Here is a 15,182-nt window from a genome sequence, read left to right as displayed (position 1 = left end):
CCATGAAAAACACTCTCGTTGAACTCATCAGCAAAATCAGCTCTGGGTGCATGGGCGACGAAGAAATTGCAAAAATCGCTGACGAAGCAGCACAAGCCTACGCTGATCAAGACGCTTTTCTGGCGGCAAACCCGGACATCAACTACGACGACACTTACCCTATTGCGTTGGGCGAGTGGGTCGTCATTGGCAGCCTGCCGGAAACCGTCCTGTTCCAGGCTGACACCTATGTCGACCTGTTCACCCAGATCGTTGCCTCGTTTGGTCCTGGCGTGCCTTTCAACATCAAGCCCAAGCAATTGGCCAAAACCGAAGCGCTGACGGCGTTGAACCGTATCCAGATCCAGATGGGCAGCATGAACCCGGAGAACGGCGGCTATGTGCTGCTGAATCTGAGTCAGCCGCTGGATGATGAACTGCAAATGGTGCTGGTGTATGGCAATGACGTGCCACGCGTGCTGGCCTTGTGTGCCGAGGTAGGTATCAGTGCTGCGCCTGCGCTGGAAGCGTTGAAGGTCGCTGTTCACGTTTGATGCCCGGCCTGCAATAAAAAAACGGAACCCTCGCCGTAGCTGACTATCCTAAGTAAACACGCACTCACTCAGGAGCATCACCATGGGGTCGACGTTTAATGGTCTGGTAGGTCTGATTATTCTGGCGCTGGATATTTGGGCCATCATCAATGTGCTCAAAAGTAACGTCGGAACCGGGATGAAAATCCTTTGGGTGCTGTTGATTATCTTCTTGCCGGTGCTCGGCCTCATTATCTGGGCCATCGCCGGGCCGCGAGGCAATGTGCGCATTTAAATCGTCGGCCAGCGGGTGGCGACGGCTTTATTTGTCGCCACCCGCTGAGTTTGTCTGAGTCAAGGTTCGACCTGTCATGCTCGTCGTCGTAGAATGCGCGCCTTTCTTGGGCAGTTGAACGCGTGTACCGCAACAGTGGTAAACGCTCAAGCTGCCGATCATGGGCGGGTGACCGTCCGTTGCCATCTGCATTCAAAGGGACTTCCCATGACTGAAGTACTTAGCACCGACTATCTCGAAACCCTCTACGAGGGTTATGGTCAGCGTTTTCGTATGGACAAGCTGCTGCACGAAGTGCGCACTGACCACCAGCGCCTGGTGATTTTCGAAAACCCGGTGATGGGCCGGGTCATGGCATTGGATGGCGTGATTCAGACCACGGAAAAGGATGAGTTCATCTACCACGAGATGCTGACTCATGTGCCGATTCTGGCGCACGGCACGGTCAAGCGCGTGCTGATCATTGGCGGCGGCGACGGTGGCATGCTGCGCGAAGTGACCAAGCACGTGGGCATTGAGCACATCACCATGGTCGAGATCGACGGCACCGTGGTTGAAATGTGCAAAGAGTTTTTGCCGAACCACTCCAAAGGGGCCTACGACGATCCGCGCCTGAATCTGGTGATCGATGACGGCATGCGCTTTGTGGCAACCACTGAAGAAAAGTTCGATGTGATCATTTCTGACTCCACCGACCCGATCGGCCCGGGTGAAGTGTTGTTCTCTGAAAACTTCTATCAAGCCTGCCATCGCTGCCTGAATGAAGGTGGTGTGCTTGTGACGCAAAACGGCACGCCGTTCATGCAACTGCAAGAAGTTAAAACCACCGCAGAGCGCATGCGTGGTTTGTTCGCCGATTGGCACTTCTATCAAGCGGCCGTGCCGACTTACATCGGCGGTTCGATGACCTTTGCCTGGGGCTCAACCAAAAGCGACTACCGCAAGTTGCCGCTGGAGACGCTGCGTCAGCGCTTTATTGGCAGTGGCATTGTTACTCGCTATTACAACCCTGAAGTTCACCAAGGTTCGTTTGCCTTGCCGCAATACGTTTTGCAGGCGATTAACAAGCCAGGCAACGTTTAACGCGCAGTGAGTTACAGAAAGGGCCGAAAGGCCCTTTCTTATGTTTCAAATTATGCTTTTGCACAAAATTTTCACGTGCCGTCCATGACAATTTGCGTGCAAAATTTCGGCTCGGCTGCTTCTCAGAAGCCATTCACCTGGATGTCCAGTTCAGGTGTCGAGCCAAACCCTGTGCATTAAAGGGTGCAGTATCAGTGGTAAATCACCGGTGATCGTGCAACATTTGCCCGCCCGCGCATGACCTCCCTGCACGTGTGCCCTATAGGCGCAGGTGCTGGCCGTGCACAGAAAAGCCACTTCAACTTGAATCAATTGGGTCCTAAAACGACATGGCAAACCCGGACGCCTTAAAACAACAGAACGCTGCCCAGCGAATGTTGCAACCGACCGTCAAATCGCATCTGGCGTTTACGCTGCTCAGCGCCTTGATCATGATGCTGATGTTTACCCTGTTGCGGGTGGCATTGCTGGTTTACAACCGGGAAATGATCCTGGATACCCCGGCCTCAACGTTCCTCGAAGCCTTTTTCAATGGTCTGCGCTTTGACCTGCGCATCGTGGTTTATCTCAGCATTCCTTTGTTGCTGTCATTGCTCAGTGCGCATGCGATGCGACTGCGCGGCACCATGCGTTTCTGGCTGACTGCCGCCTCCAGCCTGGCGCTGTTCCTGGGCCTGATGGAGATGGACTTCTACCGTGAATTCCACCAGCGCCTCAACGGTCTGGTCTTCCAATACGTGAAGGAAGACCCGAAAACCGTCATGAGCATGCTCTGGTACGGTTTCCCGGTGGTGCGTTACCTGCTGGCCTGGGCCGTCGGGACGGTGATCCTGTACTTTGCATTTAAAGGTTCAGACCGCCTAACCCGCACCCGTGCGACATCGGCTGCTGGCGCTGGTACTCAACGCGCCGTCGCGCCATGGTATGCGCGCATTGCCGTGTTCATGGTGATTCTGGTGGTGTGTGTGGTCGCTGCTCGCGGCACACTGCGCCAAGGTCCTCCACTGCGCTGGGGTGATGCCTACACGACGGATTCCAACTTCGCTAACCAGCTAGGGCTCAATGGTTCCTTGTCGCTGATTTCAGCGGCGCAGAGCCGCTTCTCTGATGAGCGCAGCAATATCTGGAAAGCCAACCTGCCGCAGCCTGAGGCTCAGCAGACCGTGCGCGACATGCTGCTGACCCCGAACGACAAGCTGGTCGATGCGGACACCGCGCCTGTGCGCCGTGATACCACGCCACCAGAAGAAAAAACCCTGCCGATCAAGAACGTTGTCGTCATCTTGATGGAAAGCTTCGCTGGCCACTCGGTGGGTGCGCTGGGGCGTCCAGGCAACGTCACGCCTTACTTCGACAACCTGGCCAAAGAAGGCCTGCTGTTTGAGCGCTTCTTCTCCAACGGTACGCACACGCATCAGGGCATGTTCGCCACCATGGCGTGCTTCCCGAACCTGCCAGGTTTTGAATACCTGATGCAGACCCCGGAAGGCAGCCACAAGCTGTCCGGTCTGCCGGAGCTGCTGAGCGCCCGTAAATACGATGATGTGTATGTGTACAACGGTGATTTTGCCTGGGACAACCAGTCTGGTTTCTTCAGCAACCAAGGCATGACCACGTTCGTTGGCCGTAATGATTTCGTGAACCCGGTGTTCTCTGATCCTACGTGGGGCGTGTCCGACCAGGACATGTTCAACCGCGGCCTGGAAGAGCTGAAAAAGCGTGAAGGCAAAGAGCCGTTCTATGCCTTGCTGCAAACCCTGTCCAACCACACGCCGTATGCCTTGCCGACGCCACTGCCGGTTGAGCGGGTGACCGACCGTGGTTCGTTGAACGAGCATTTGACCGCCATGCGCTATTCGGACTGGGCGCTGGGTCAATTCTTTGAAAAGGCGCGTAAAGAGCCGTACTTCAAGGAAACCTTGTTTGTGATCGTGGGTGACCACGGTTTTGGTAACGAGCAGCAGATCTCCGAGATGGACCTTGGGCGCTTTAACGTTCCATTGCTGTTGATCGGGCCGGGCATCCAGGAAAAGTTTGGCGCGCGGGTTGATACCGTGGGTACGCAGATCGACATCGTACCGACCATCATGGGTCGTCTGGGTGGTGAGTTCCGTCAGCAATGCTGGGGCCGTGACCTGCTGAACCTGCCGGAAGGTGACAAGGGTTCAGGTGTGATCAAGCCATCTGGCAACGATCAGACCGTGGCCATCATCAGCGGCGATCATCTGCTGGTTCAGCCTAAAGACATGCCTGCCAAGGTATGGCAATACAACTTGGGCCCGAACCCGCAAGCCAAAGTAGTGACTGACTCGCCAGACGAAGCTGAACTGAAGAAGAAGCTTGAATCCTTCTTGCAGACAGCAACCAAAAGCTTGTTGGATAACACTGCGGGTGTCGTGGATCCGAAGTAAACCAGCGTGAAAAAAGAAGAGGCCTCAGGGCCTCTTTTTTTTGCGCGTAATGCCGTGACTACGGCGCTATATTTTGCCGAGCAAGAGCAGTATCAGCAGTACGACCAGTACGGTGCCGATAATACCGGACGGGCCGTAGCCCCAGTTTCGGGAGTGAGGGAAAACTGGCAGCCCGCCCACCAGCAGCAAGATCAGGATGATCAGAAGTATCAGGGTCATGACTATTTCCTCATTGATTATTGTCAGTAAGGACGGCGTTCAGTGGCGTTGAAACCACTGCTACGTACGCTCTTAATAAGTCCGACTTGCCGGGCGCGAAAATAATTCAACTTTTTATTCTGTGACGCGTGCTAAAGGTTGGCTATTGCCTGGCTGATGGGGCGCGAGTAGGGTGGCGCGCTGCCTAAGGAAGGAAGTATTCATGCTTAATTACGTTTGGTTTTTTTTGGCCGCGTTGTTTGAAATCGCAGGCTGCTACGGATTCTGGATGTGGCTGCGTCAAGGCAAGAGTGTGGTGTGGGTCGTGCCGGCAGTGTTGAGCCTGGCTGTTTTTGCCCTGCTCTTGACCAAGGTCGAAGCGGCATATGCGGGCCGGGCTTATGCCGCGTATGGCGGGATCTACATCGTGACGTCTATTGCCTGGTTGGCGGTGGTGGAGCGAGTCCGGCCATTGGGCTCTGACTGGATCGGACTGGTGCTGTGCGTGATAGGGGCAACGATCATTCTGTTGGGCCCACGTTTTTCGGCACCCTAAGCCAATACCCCTACTGATGAGGAATATTCAACAGCTGTAGCGTAGGACTTTTATCTGTGAGGTGTAGGCCTTAATCCAGATAGGAGTAAGCCCAAGCTGAATTGCTGTGTAAGGATTGAAGTACCGAATGACGCGGTTCAGTCTTCGTGGCCAGACACCTTTAAGGATAAGAGCCATGCAGATTCTAAAACGCGTCAGCGGTGAACGCTTCTCGATTGGCGAAGACATTATCGTCCATGTCATTGCCATCAATGGCAGCCATGTGCGCCTAGGGGTGGATGCCCCGAGGAGCGTCAGCGTTCACCGGGGCGAAATCTACGACCGGATCAAAAATCAGGGCCCCGGGCATTTGACCATTGAGCCGTTGAGCAAGCGTTAATCAAAGAACTCTTTGGGCACGGCATGTTTGGGCATCAACTGGCATTGCTGGCTTTCCAGATCAAAGAAGATCACGGCTTGCCCTTTGCTTAAGGCGTGACGCACCCGCAGGACACGTGTCTCTTGAGGGGTGTCATCACCGTTGTCGGTACCGTCGCGGCTGACGAAGTCTTCAATCAGGCGGGTGAGGGTGTCAGGTTCAAGCTGGTCGTAAGGAATTAGCATGAGGCGGTCTCGCAAATAAGTTAAATCGATTTGTCGCGGTTATCCCAATAACCCTGCGCCAACTCGAATGCTTGTTCTCGCGGTGTGCCCAGCCCGCGAAGGGCCAGGGCCATGGTCGAGAGCAGGGCCAGTTGCGGGTAACTGTCTTCGATCTCGCCCCGCCACAGTGCCTTGAGCTGCCCCGGCTCAAGTGAGGCCGGTTTCACGTGGCGTCGAGCTGACAGTGCTGGCCACTCTTCATCCCAATTGACGCCCGCCGTGGTGCCGTACAAATGGCTGATGGTGTCCGGGTTGACCTCGATTTCACCACCGTCGCCTTTGATCACGATGCTGGTGTCACCCAGCAAGCTGCTGGCTTCGCGGTGCACGCTTTGGTAGCCCGGATGGAAAATGCTTTGCAGGCCGCAGCGGGCGCCCAGCGGGTTCAAAATGCGCGCCAGTGAGTGAATGGGCGAGCGCAAACCCAAGGTGTTGCGCAGATCGATCATGCGCTGCAACTGCGGCGCCCAGTCCTGCAATGGCATAAAGGCCAGATGCTGGGTGTCGAGCGCAGTTTCAACGCTTTGCCAGTCGCGGCACAGCGGAATAGACAACTCGTCCAGCAGTTGTTCACTGTACAGTCGCCCTGCGGTATGAGCGCCGCCGCCGTGCATCACAATCCGCACACCGTTTTGCGCCAGGCATTTGGCAGCCAGCAGGTACCAGGGCAGGTGACGCTTCTTGCCCGCATAAGTCGGCCAGTCGATATCAACGTTGATTGCTGGCGCTGTCAAACGCTCACGCAAGGCTTCGGTAAAGCCGGCCAATTCCTCGGGGCTTTCTTCCTTGTGACGCAGCAACATCAGGAAGGCACCCAATTGCGTGTCTTCGACTTTTTCGTCAAGGAGCATGCCCATTGCCTCGCGCGCTTCTTCGCGGGTCAAGTTGCGGGCGCCGCGTTTACCTTTGCCCAGAATGCGCACAAATGGCGCGAAAGGGTGTTCGGCCGGGGTTTCTAATGTCAGCGCAGCAGGCGTATTCATAGGCAATTAGTCGGTTTTGGCAGGCCCGCCAGCTTGGCAGCGAGCTTGGCCGGTGTGCCATTAAACAGGCGGTTGAGGTGCAAGCTGTTGCCTTTTTCAGGGCCCAGCTTGAGCGCGGTGTACTTGATCAGCGGGCGTGTCGCGGGTGACAGCTCGAACTCCTGATAGAAGCTGCGCAACAGCTCAAGGATCTCCCAGTGCTCGGGGCTCAACTCGATCTGCGCCTCGGCCGCCAGTGCATGGGCGACCTCGGCAGACCAATCGTTAAGGTCGAGCAAATAGCCGTCTTTATCCAGCGCGATATGTTTGCCGTTGAGAAGGAGGGTGCTCATAGCCAGCTGTTGACCTTGTCATAGTGAATCGACAGCTCGACGAAGGCCGGGTAATCCAACGCTGTCGCCCACTGCGGGCAATCGATGTGGCGTGCGAGCAGGTCTTCTTCGAGGACAAAAAGCTTAAGCGTGGAGTTTTTTCCTTCCAGGGCCTTCAGAGGGCTGCTTTGAGGTTGTAAAGCGTAGACCGCATCACCTGTCAGCAACAGCGCGTCATCGGTGCCCAGAACGCGTAAGCAGCTGCTTAAACGTGTGTCTGAAAAGGGCGAGTGGCTCAGGACGTGTAGGGTCGTCATCAGAGGGTTATCACTTGGTCAAAACGGTCAATAAGGGCGCGTACTTCATCGGTTGACAGGGCGTGTACATCGTCGACTGCCAGATGTGTGGGCGAAATGCCGCGCTCGCTCAAGCTGTGGCCGCAGGCAAACACGTCATCAATCCCGAACAGTGACAGGGCTTGCAGATTGGCCTGAAGGTTTTTTTGTTGCAGCGCGGCCGCGTTTTGTCCGGGAACGAGCTGGAATACCCCGTCGTCCATAAACATCAGCGCAATCGGCAAATCGAACGCGCCCCCAGCCAGCACAAGATCCAGTGCCTCTTTGGCGCCTGGGCCCGACCAGGGCGCCTGGCGGCTGATAATCAACAGCGACTTAGCCATATCAAGGCCCTCCGAAGCAGATCAGTCGATCAGCCGATTGAATCGCGTCGTGTAACTGGCCCAGGCCAGACAACTCCCATGGCGCTTGCAGGTTGACCGCCGGGCGCTCATAGCGCGCTGCTTCATCTTCATTCAATACACCGCGGCGCAGGGCTGCGGCAATACACACCACGCCGTCCAACTGATGTTGGCTGACGAACGCGGCCCACTGCTGCGCGATATCTTGCTCGTCTTGCGGTGTGACCACATTGCTCGAGGCGCTGTGCACACCGTCTTGATAGAAGAACAGCCGCACGATCTCGTGACCGCTTGCCAGCGCTGCCTCGGCAAAACGCAGGGCGCGGCGAGAAGAGGGCGCATGGGCTGCTGAATAAAGGGCAATGGCAAATTTCATGGTGAGCTCTGTCAGCAAATCTGCGGCAATGATAAAGGCAGATGCTCAAAGATGCTTGCAACGGGCAACAAAAAGCCCGCCGAAGCGGGCTTTCGTGTTGCGCTATCAATCAGTCGTCGCTGCTCATGATGCCGAAAATTTGCAGCAGGCTGATAAACAGGTTGTAGATCGAAACATACAGGCTGATGGTCGCCATGATGTAGTTACGCTCGCCGCCATGAATGATGGCGCTGGTCTGGAACAAGATGCAGACCGAAGAAAACAGCACAAAACCTGCGCTGATAGCCAGTTGCAGGCCGCTGACCTGGAAGAAGAAGCTGGCAACTACGGCGCCCAGCAGGACAAAGAAGCCTGCGGTGATAAAGCCGCCCAGGAAGCTCATGTCCTTGCGAGTGATCAGTACATAAGCAGAAAGGCCGCCAAACACCAGCGCGGTCATGGCAAATGCCGAGCTGACAACCTCAGCGCCGCCCTGCATGCCCAAGTAACGGTTGAGGATTGGGCCCAACAAAAAGCCCATGAAACCGGTTAAGGCAAACGTAGACACCAGGCCCCAAGCCGAATCACGCAGCTTGTTGGTCAAGAAAAACAGCCCGTAGAAACCGATCAGCACCACGAAAATATTCGGGTAACCGACCCGCATCTGTTGAGCGACATAAGCCATCACGCCGCTGAAAGCGAGCGTCAAAGCCAGTAAACCGTAAGTGTTGCGCAGGACGCGGCTAACCTCTAGCTGCTCAGCCTGCACGCTGTTATTAACGGCGTAATCCTGTTCGCGCATGGCGATACTCCTGTGGTTTGAAATGTTAAGTAGCAAAGATCATAGCAGAGGCTCTGAAACAAGCGATCAAGAGAGTTTGACAACGTGTTTCATTCAGGTATTATGGCGCCCGCAACAACATAGGAGGTGTGGCCGAGTGGTTTAAGGCAACGGTCTTGAAAACCGTCGACTGTAACAGGTCCTAGAGTTCGAATCTCTACGCCTCCGCCATATTGCTACACCGCAGAGCCCGCCTTTTGGCGGGCTTTGTCGTTTCTGGGGGTTGGGAAATGGGACTGTAGGGCGGCCATCGTTTACCCAATCAGAGGTGCCTTAAAGTCAGCCTCCTTCTCGTTGCGATTTCTCGCCACCCCCACAATCTCGTTCGATGTCTCTATGTCTGTAGCCCAGCAGTCCAGGGCATCACCGAGCTTCAGAAGCGAGATATTTCTTTAAGTGAAGTACACAGGTAGCGCATCGCAATGCGGTCTGACTCAGAAAGCATGCGGTAGTGCTCAATCAGGCTGGCTTCATCGCGACTGAGCCGCCGAGTCGCAGTGATTCGTTTGAAAGAGAAGACGCCACACAGCTTCCGCGCAATGCCAGTTGAAATCGACATAATTCACACCTTAAGCCAGAAAGAACATCCCCAGAGTTGCTGCTCTTTGATCCTGCTCAGAAATCAGTTCCAAGCAAGCAAGTGGCATTGCCTAAAGTGTAGAGCCAGTTCTCTTCCTGCATGGTCAGATCCGGTGATTGTGTTTACCTAATCATTTAGCTTCTTTGATAGAGCCTATTGAGCAAGAACGCTGACTAATTGGCCAAAGCCCTCTTTTCGATGTGCAGCCTCGTCAAGTGTGGGGCTATAGCCGTCTACAGTGGAAAACACTTTTTTTTGCGTTGTCGCAAAGTGGGTTCGCCGTTGCGGCTTTCATAGGCCAAGTTCGCCGTCCCAGCCGTAGATGTTTCGGCCACAGTCGTATTGGGTGTTGAGCGTGCGTTGTTGCTGCTCGATCCACGCCGGGCCGGCGCCGGCAGTGAGCTTTGGAGTATTAAGTTTGTTAAAGAGCGGAGGTTTAAGTGAACAGCGGTGAGTTGGCGTGTGTGAGCCGCTTGTGGTCAAGGATCGCATCGCAGGCGATATTTGTGCTGCGGAGCACTGCTGACGGAATAGGCGCTGCTATTAACATCGAGAGACGCCTTTGCATAAAGGACGTACCGTTGCATTGCCCATGCCCGCTATTCGGATTGATGTATGGGATGGATCCGATCAACGAGCTTATGTCTTGACCTAGGTCTAATGATTTGCCTCATTCCTGTTGGTTTATTCGGAGTGGCCTATACCCCATATTCATATTTGTATATTTCTTAGCTCCTCGACTTAGAAAACGATGCCAATTCTTTTCAGTGGCTAATGCTGCGTCAGTCCAGAAAAACGATTTTATTTCGTTGTCAGCGCAATCAATGACTCCCTTGTGGGCAAATTCTTTAAGGATTTTCTTTAGCTCTCTATTAATAAACTTCGCAGTGGTGGATGTGTCCGCTCCATAATGGGAAGCTCCTATGGCATGCTCATCTTCTCCTCCGTATCTAATGTCTACAAAGCCAACACGACAAGTTCTTGGGATGTTAATTTGTTTGTCTTTTAAAATTTTATGCTCGTCCTCAGCTTTTCCAATGAGTAGAGATAATGATCTTGACTCACTACAGCTCCAAGAGATCGGGTCATTGCCATCCATTAGATTGTATGGGTGTTCGTAACTCTCGGATCTGTATAAATTGCACTTGGTGTTTTTAATAAGTTTGAGGTTTGTAAATATAAATTCTTCGATTGTCGTGAATATATTGATGTCCATTCTATTTTGCTCTCTTTGGGGTGCAAGGGCAGTAAGCTCTAAACTGTACATCGTCAGGAATATCATTGCCGATAGTCTTGGTTTCTAAGTCGTTCATGGCGCTTAGCTCGCGAAATACTGGAGTTTCATCAGTCTTGGTTCTCCTAACATTTCCGTAAACTTTTTTTCCATCCTCTAGTTCAATAATAATATCTGGCCGACGACCCTGTTTTTGGCCGCCAGGTGTTGAAATAAGAGTTTCCCTTTTGACTCCACCTCCAGATTGCACTGTACCTCCGGCCTAGGTGGCCTCACGCCCCCATTGGGCGATAACTTCATTGTGTGGTCCTTGACCACCAGGTACCGGGCCGCGTTTAGCCAACCCAAACGGATCAACCCACCCCACCGGATTCGGCGCATACGCATAGACATTCAGCCCGCCCGCAAAACCGATCGGATCCTTGCTGATAAACCGTCCGACTTGCGGATCATAGTACCGATAGCGGTTGTAGTGCAGCCCGGTTTCGGTGTCGAAGTACTGCCCTTGAAAGCGCAGCGGGTTGCGGATGTTTTCGCGTATTGCGCTGTCGGTACGCTTTTCCTTGGCTAGCCCCCACGCTTGATATGTCGCACTCCAGGCAATCTCACCGCGTTGGTCGGTGAGTTCCATGGGCGTGCCGAGGTGGTCGCATTGGTACCAGGCCATGGCGTTGAACGGTTTCGCCACGGGTTGGTGTTGCCACAGCGGGTCGCGGTCGATGTGGTAGCCGTTTTCATGGCTTGGCTCGCGCACTAGCGACAGGTTGCGGTTTTCGACGGTTTGGGCGACGGGGATGAAGCTGCCCGGTTCGTAGAAGTAGTGGATCAGACGTCGTTCGCCGGGGTTGTCGCTGTAGCGCGTTTCATAGGCGAGGGTGTCGCCGTCCCAGCCGTAGATGTTTTGGCCGCAGTCGTATTGGGCGTTGAGCGTGTGCTGCTGTTGCTCGATCCACGCCGGGCCGGCGCCGGGGCTGGGCGGGCAGTGGGCTTTGGAGTATTTGGCTACCCGTCTCCCCAGTGCGTCGTAGGCGAAGTCGGCGGTGAGGCGGTCGTCTTCGTAGCGGGTTAGGCGGTCGTAGAGGTCCCAGGTGAAAAGGGCTTTTTTGCCTTTGTCGAGGCGTTCAAGCAGGTTGCCGCGGGCGTCGTAGGTGTAGTGCTGGCCGACGTAATCGCGCAGCAGGTTGTCGAGGAGCTTGGGCGGCGGGTGGTGGATGGGCCGGCGCGGAGCCTTGGGGTCGAGCAGGTTGCTGGCCGGGTCGAAGGCGAAGGTTTCTTCGTCCTTTAGGGTGGTGGCGCTGAGCAAACGGCCGGGCAGGTCGCAAGTACGTACACCATAGGCATTGGTAGCGCTGGGTCAATGTTATTGGGCTGTTAAAGAACGATGAACCAATGCGCGAAAGCCTGTGGCGATCAGGCTGACACCGCAGACGGTTTTCATGCCGTCCAAAGCGACAGGAACTCCGTTGACGGAATAGGTGCTGCTGCCCTGACAATAGGGAAAGGCCCCTTACATCAGGGGGCACATCACCAGGCTGTTTTTACCCGCCATCAACTTACCGTTAAGTTTGGTGTGGGGCATGGATTCAATGACGACTCCGCTGTCGTGGGTGATGCCGCCGGGGCTGAATACTAGGGCATGAGTATCCATCTATTAAATTTCATGTGATAACAATGGTGATATTCTCTGGATGATTTCTATTGTTGACGAGGACTCGAACGCGTGCCTCTTTATTGTTTGTATTTGTCTCAAGAAGTTTCGTGTCGTCGGTCGTTACAACTGAAATTGTGTTGTTGGGTGTGGCCACAACTTGATCGCAAATTTCGATGTTTGGTGTTTTTGGGTATTCATTTATTAATGAAATAGTGATATCCCCGTCAACGTCAGCAATGGCTCCAATCGATATGCATGATGAGGTAGTACTTACTCCGGCGGATTCGTCATAATCGGGAATTTCAACCTCTTCACCGGAGTGATCAAAGATAAATATCACTGGATGAGTTAGTGAGCATATTGTGGTTGTCATTATCCTTTGCTCCTTCTGCGCTTTTCTTGAAGAGCTTGACCGCCTTGCCTCGCCTTGCACGTGTTGCAATGAGGGAGGAATATTTCTGGCTCTCCCAGTGCCTGCGGCGGCTGATGATCGGCTATTGCGTTCCCACTTTTTGTGCCAGTAGAGGAAGTTCCACATGTGTGGCATCCGTACTTTTTCATAAGTCCGTTGACTTGTCTTTGTTCCTCTGATGTCGGTCGGCCTCGATGCGCGGGAATGGACTCTACTGCAAATGGACCGGGTTTAAGAGTATCAACACTTTCTAGCCCAAACGGATCAACCCACCCCACTGGATTCGGCGCATACGCATAGACATTCAGCCCACCCGCAAAACCGATCGGATCCTTGCTGATAAACCGTCCGACCTGCGGATCATAGTACCGATAGCGGTTGTAGTGCAGCCCGGTTTCGGTGTCGAAGTACTGCCCTTGAAAGCGCAGCGGGTTGCGGATGTTTTCGCGTATTGCGCTGTCGGTACGCTTTTCTTTGGCCAACCCCCACGCTTGATACGTCGCACTCCAGGCAATCTCACCGCGTTGGTCGGTGAGTTCCATGGGCGTGCCGAGGTGGTCGCATTGGTACCAGGCCATGGCGTTGAACGGTTTCGCCACGGGTTGGTGTTGCCACAGCGGGTCGCGGTCGATGTGGTAGCCGTTTTCATGGCTTGGCTCGCGCACTAGCGACAGGCTGCGGTTTTCGACGGTTTGGGCGACGGGGGTGAAGCTGCCCGGTTCGTAGAAGTAGTGGATCAGGCGTCGTTCGCCAGGGTTGTCGCTGTAGCGTGTTTCATAAGCGAGGGTGTCGCCGTCCCAGCCGTAGATGTTTTGGCCGCAGTCGTATTGGGCGTTGAGTGTGCGCTGTTGCTGCTCGATCCACGCCGGGCCGGGCCGGGCCGGCGCTGGGCTGGCAGTGGGCTTTGGAGTATTTGGCTACCCGTCGCCCCAGTGCGTCGTAGGCGAAGTCGGCGGTCAGACGATCGTCTTCGTAGCGGGTCAGGCGGTCGTAGAGGTCCCAGGTGAAACGGGCTTTTTTGCCGTTGTCGAGGCGTTCAAGCAGGTTGCCGCGGGCGTCGTAGGTGTAGTGCTGGCCGACGTAGTCGCGCAGCAGGTTGTCGAGAAGCTTGGGCGGCGGGTGGTGGATGGGCCGGCGCGGAGCCTTGGGGTCGAGCAGGTCGTAAGTACGTACACCATCGGCATTGGTAGCGCTGGGTCAATGTTATTGGGCTGTTAAAGAACGATGAACCAATGCGCGAAAGCCTGTGGCGATCAGGCTGACACCGCAGACGGTTTTCATGCCGTCTAAAGCGACAGGAACTCCGTTGACGGAATAGGTGCTGTTGCCCTAGACAATAGGGAAAGGCCCCTTACATAAGGTGCACATCACTAGCTTGCGATTACCCGCCATTGGTTTGCCGTTGAGATAGGGGGGGATGGATTTGATGACAGCTCCACAGTGGTCGGTGCTGTCGTAAAGACGAGCTATATTTTTCATTTCTACACTCAACTTGTTATGAAGCAGTATATAAATATATAAGTTTAAAATTTTCTCTGTCGTGAATCAGGTCGAAATTAGCTGAAATTTCCTCTTCGCCACTTTCGCTAAATAGTTTGCAGTATATTCTCCAGCAGTCTGTGTCTTCATCGACTCCATAGATATCAAAAATTTTTTCTTCTAGGAGGTGGGCCGACCTCTCTTTTTTTGGTGGTGTCTTTAATTGATAGTTTTTAGTGTCGAAATAATCGTCCATGTACTCGCGCGCTTCATTGTATATTGCTGGGCTCATACCGAATTGGTCTTCAAGTCCGGCAAGATTTTTTTTGTTGAACATGTCTATGAAGTCTTCGATCCTGTTATAGGATAATTCGAATAAAATTTCTCTATTTATGAGCATTGTCATCGGCCTCTTCTGTTTTTGGGAAGGTTGGTTGTTGTCCCTGCGCTTGCTCCAAGTCCACCTAAGTAGCCGCGAGCCTTCAAGACTGCGCATTTTGATTCATGGCTGCCAATTCCAGCAGAACGTAGTGCTTTAAAAGCTACTACGGTTTCAGAGCCAACTAAACCGCCAGAACTACTATTGTTTTGAGCCTGAGAGGCGTTGTAATGCTGTGAACCTCGGGTTGTCCTGTCTGCATTCCTTCCTTGAAGTGTAATGGCGATTGCTGAGTTACGGTTGTAGCCAGGTACAGAGGCGACTGTGTTGTCTTGGTAAATGTGATGAGAGTCATATTGTGTGCCTTTGTTTCTTTTTGTCAGATTGCTGTGTGTATCAACATCCAGCCCAGCATCGGCAAGAATTTTTTCGCAGTCACGCTCGCAAGGGCATGAGCTCAACCCCAGCGGATCAACCCACCCCACCGGATTCGGCGCATACGCATAGACATTCAGCCCACCCGCAAACCCGATCGGATCCTTGCTGATAAACCGTCCGACTTG

Annotated in this window: 21 protein-coding genes, 1 tRNA gene and 2 pseudogenes; 7 read left to right on the top strand and 17 right to left on the bottom strand. The window is 54.0% G+C overall.

The window, feature by feature from the left end; translation table 11 throughout:
- The first annotated feature begins 2 nt into the window (after positions 1–2).
- From AAEZ03_RS13415 to AAEZ03_RS13400, 4 genes are all read left to right on the top strand, one after another.
- On the top strand, positions 3–533 hold the full coding sequence (locus tag AAEZ03_RS13415) for a hypothetical protein (RefSeq protein WP_048371256.1): 531 nt from the start codon (positions 3–5) through the stop codon (positions 531–533).
- An 82-nt stretch (positions 534–615) separates the two neighbouring features.
- Positions 616–807, top strand: a complete 192-nt coding sequence (locus tag AAEZ03_RS13410) for a PLDc N-terminal domain-containing protein (RefSeq protein ID WP_048371254.1) — start codon at positions 616–618, stop codon at positions 805–807.
- A 207-nt stretch (positions 808–1,014) separates the two neighbouring features.
- Complete coding sequence (gene speE, locus AAEZ03_RS13405; protein WP_350579266.1) at positions 1,015–1,890, top strand: polyamine aminopropyltransferase; 876 nt, start codon at positions 1,015–1,017, stop codon at positions 1,888–1,890.
- A 329-nt stretch (positions 1,891–2,219) separates the two neighbouring features.
- A complete protein-coding gene (locus AAEZ03_RS13400; RefSeq protein ID WP_350579263.1) occupies positions 2,220–4,301 on the top strand; it encodes an LTA synthase family protein in 2,082 nt (693 codons plus the stop codon).
- Between the two features lie 66 nt (positions 4,302–4,367).
- On the opposite strand, the gene AAEZ03_RS13395 is transcribed toward AAEZ03_RS13400, so the two are convergent.
- The gene (locus AAEZ03_RS13395; protein WP_048371247.1) at positions 4,368–4,520 is read right to left on the bottom strand and encodes a DUF3309 family protein; all 153 of its coding nucleotides are present in this window, start codon (positions 4,518–4,520) and stop codon (positions 4,368–4,370) included.
- A 202-nt stretch (positions 4,521–4,722) separates the two neighbouring features.
- On the opposite strand from AAEZ03_RS13395, the gene AAEZ03_RS13390 reads away from it, so the two are divergent.
- Both AAEZ03_RS13390 and AAEZ03_RS13385 read left to right on the top strand, forming a co-directional pair.
- On the top strand, positions 4,723–5,055 hold the full coding sequence (locus AAEZ03_RS13390; protein WP_048371244.1) for a YnfA family protein: 333 nt from the start codon (positions 4,723–4,725) through the stop codon (positions 5,053–5,055).
- A 175-nt stretch (positions 5,056–5,230) separates the two neighbouring features.
- A complete protein-coding gene (locus AAEZ03_RS13385; RefSeq protein WP_153336788.1) occupies positions 5,231–5,434 on the top strand; it encodes a carbon storage regulator in 204 nt (67 codons plus the stop codon).
- Here the strand turns inward: AAEZ03_RS13385 and AAEZ03_RS13380 are convergent.
- The 7 genes from AAEZ03_RS13380 to AAEZ03_RS13350 all read right to left on the bottom strand — a co-directional run bounded on the left by AAEZ03_RS13380 (position 5,431) and on the right by AAEZ03_RS13350 (position 8,845).
- Positions 5,431–5,658 carry a YheU family protein gene (locus tag AAEZ03_RS13380; RefSeq protein ID WP_016781468.1) on the bottom strand — a complete coding sequence of 76 codons (228 nt, stop codon included), beginning with the start codon at positions 5,656–5,658 and terminating at the stop codon, positions 5,431–5,433. The genes AAEZ03_RS13385 and AAEZ03_RS13380 overlap by 4 nt on opposite strands.
- A 20-nt stretch (positions 5,659–5,678) precedes the next feature.
- On the bottom strand, positions 5,679–6,680 hold the full coding sequence (locus tag AAEZ03_RS13375; RefSeq protein WP_278939516.1) for a glycosyl transferase family protein: 1,002 nt from the start codon (positions 6,678–6,680) through the stop codon (positions 5,679–5,681).
- Positions 6,677–7,012 carry a TusE/DsrC/DsvC family sulfur relay protein gene (locus AAEZ03_RS13370; protein WP_048391108.1) on the bottom strand — a complete coding sequence of 112 codons (336 nt, stop codon included), beginning with the start codon at positions 7,010–7,012 and terminating at the stop codon, positions 6,677–6,679. Before AAEZ03_RS13370 ends, AAEZ03_RS13375 begins: the two co-directional genes overlap by 4 nt.
- A complete protein-coding gene (tusB, locus tag AAEZ03_RS13365; protein ID WP_350579258.1) occupies positions 7,009–7,308 on the bottom strand; it encodes a sulfurtransferase complex subunit TusB in 300 nt (99 codons plus the stop codon). Before tusB ends, AAEZ03_RS13370 begins: the two co-directional genes overlap by 4 nt.
- On the bottom strand, positions 7,308–7,670 hold the full coding sequence (gene tusC, locus AAEZ03_RS13360; protein ID WP_350579255.1) for a sulfurtransferase complex subunit TusC: 363 nt from the start codon (positions 7,668–7,670) through the stop codon (positions 7,308–7,310). The genes tusB and tusC overlap by 1 nt, the downstream gene beginning before the upstream one ends.
- 1 nt (position 7,671) lies before the next feature.
- The gene (tusD, locus tag AAEZ03_RS13355; protein WP_048391103.1) at positions 7,672–8,064 is read right to left on the bottom strand and encodes a sulfurtransferase complex subunit TusD; all 393 of its coding nucleotides are present in this window, start codon (positions 8,062–8,064) and stop codon (positions 7,672–7,674) included.
- Positions 8,065–8,173: 109 nt separating this feature from the next.
- Entirely contained in the window at positions 8,174–8,845 is a 672-nt protein-coding gene (locus AAEZ03_RS13350) for a Bax inhibitor-1/YccA family protein (protein WP_048371231.1), read from the bottom strand.
- Positions 8,846–8,967: 122 nt separating this feature from the next.
- Here AAEZ03_RS13350 and AAEZ03_RS13345 point away from each other — a divergent pair.
- Positions 8,968–9,055: transfer RNA gene (locus AAEZ03_RS13345), tRNA-Ser, on the top strand.
- A 202-nt stretch (positions 9,056–9,257) separates the two neighbouring features.
- Here AAEZ03_RS13345 and AAEZ03_RS13340 read toward each other — a convergent pair.
- From AAEZ03_RS13340 to AAEZ03_RS13295, 9 genes and pseudogenes are all read right to left on the bottom strand, one after another.
- On the bottom strand, positions 9,258–9,443 hold the full coding sequence (locus tag AAEZ03_RS13340; protein WP_082148753.1) for a hypothetical protein: 186 nt from the start codon (positions 9,441–9,443) through the stop codon (positions 9,258–9,260).
- A 691-nt stretch (positions 9,444–10,134) separates the two neighbouring features.
- On the bottom strand, positions 10,135–10,746 hold the full coding sequence (locus AAEZ03_RS13335) for a hypothetical protein (RefSeq protein WP_350579251.1): 612 nt from the start codon (positions 10,744–10,746) through the stop codon (positions 10,135–10,137).
- Between the two features lie 214 nt (positions 10,747–10,960).
- Positions 10,961–12,001 carry an RHS repeat-associated core domain-containing protein gene (locus tag AAEZ03_RS13330; protein ID WP_350579248.1) on the bottom strand — a complete coding sequence of 347 codons (1,041 nt, stop codon included), beginning with the start codon at positions 11,999–12,001 and terminating at the stop codon, positions 10,961–10,963.
- Between the two features lie 57 nt (positions 12,002–12,058).
- Positions 12,059–12,346: pseudogene (locus tag AAEZ03_RS13325) on the bottom strand (PAAR domain-containing protein).
- Between the two features lie 10 nt (positions 12,347–12,356).
- The gene (locus AAEZ03_RS13320; RefSeq protein ID WP_350579245.1) at positions 12,357–12,722 is read right to left on the bottom strand and encodes a hypothetical protein; all 366 of its coding nucleotides are present in this window, start codon (positions 12,720–12,722) and stop codon (positions 12,357–12,359) included.
- Positions 12,722–13,426, bottom strand: a complete 705-nt coding sequence (locus AAEZ03_RS13315) for an RHS repeat domain-containing protein (protein WP_350579242.1) — start codon at positions 13,424–13,426, stop codon at positions 12,722–12,724. The genes AAEZ03_RS13320 and AAEZ03_RS13315 overlap by 1 nt, the downstream gene beginning before the upstream one ends.
- Positions 13,427–13,964: 538 nt before the next feature.
- Positions 13,965–14,240: pseudogene (locus tag AAEZ03_RS13305) on the bottom strand (PAAR domain-containing protein).
- A gap of 16 nt (positions 14,241–14,256) precedes the next feature.
- Complete coding sequence (locus tag AAEZ03_RS13300; RefSeq protein ID WP_350579239.1) at positions 14,257–14,646, bottom strand: hypothetical protein; 390 nt, start codon at positions 14,644–14,646, stop codon at positions 14,257–14,259.
- Positions 14,643–15,182, bottom strand: a 540-nt coding sequence (locus AAEZ03_RS13295; protein ID WP_350579236.1) for an RHS repeat-associated core domain-containing protein, incomplete at its 5' end; no start/stop codon positions are given. The genes AAEZ03_RS13295 and AAEZ03_RS13300, both read right to left, overlap by 4 nt.

Source organism: Pseudomonas sp. HY2-MNA-CIBAN-0224 (assembly GCF_040310285.1).
GTDB lineage: Bacteria > Pseudomonadota > Gammaproteobacteria > Pseudomonadales > Pseudomonadaceae > Aquipseudomonas > Aquipseudomonas helleri.
The sequence above is the reverse complement of the archived record's forward strand: the minus strand, read 5'-3'. Positions and strand labels throughout refer to the sequence as shown.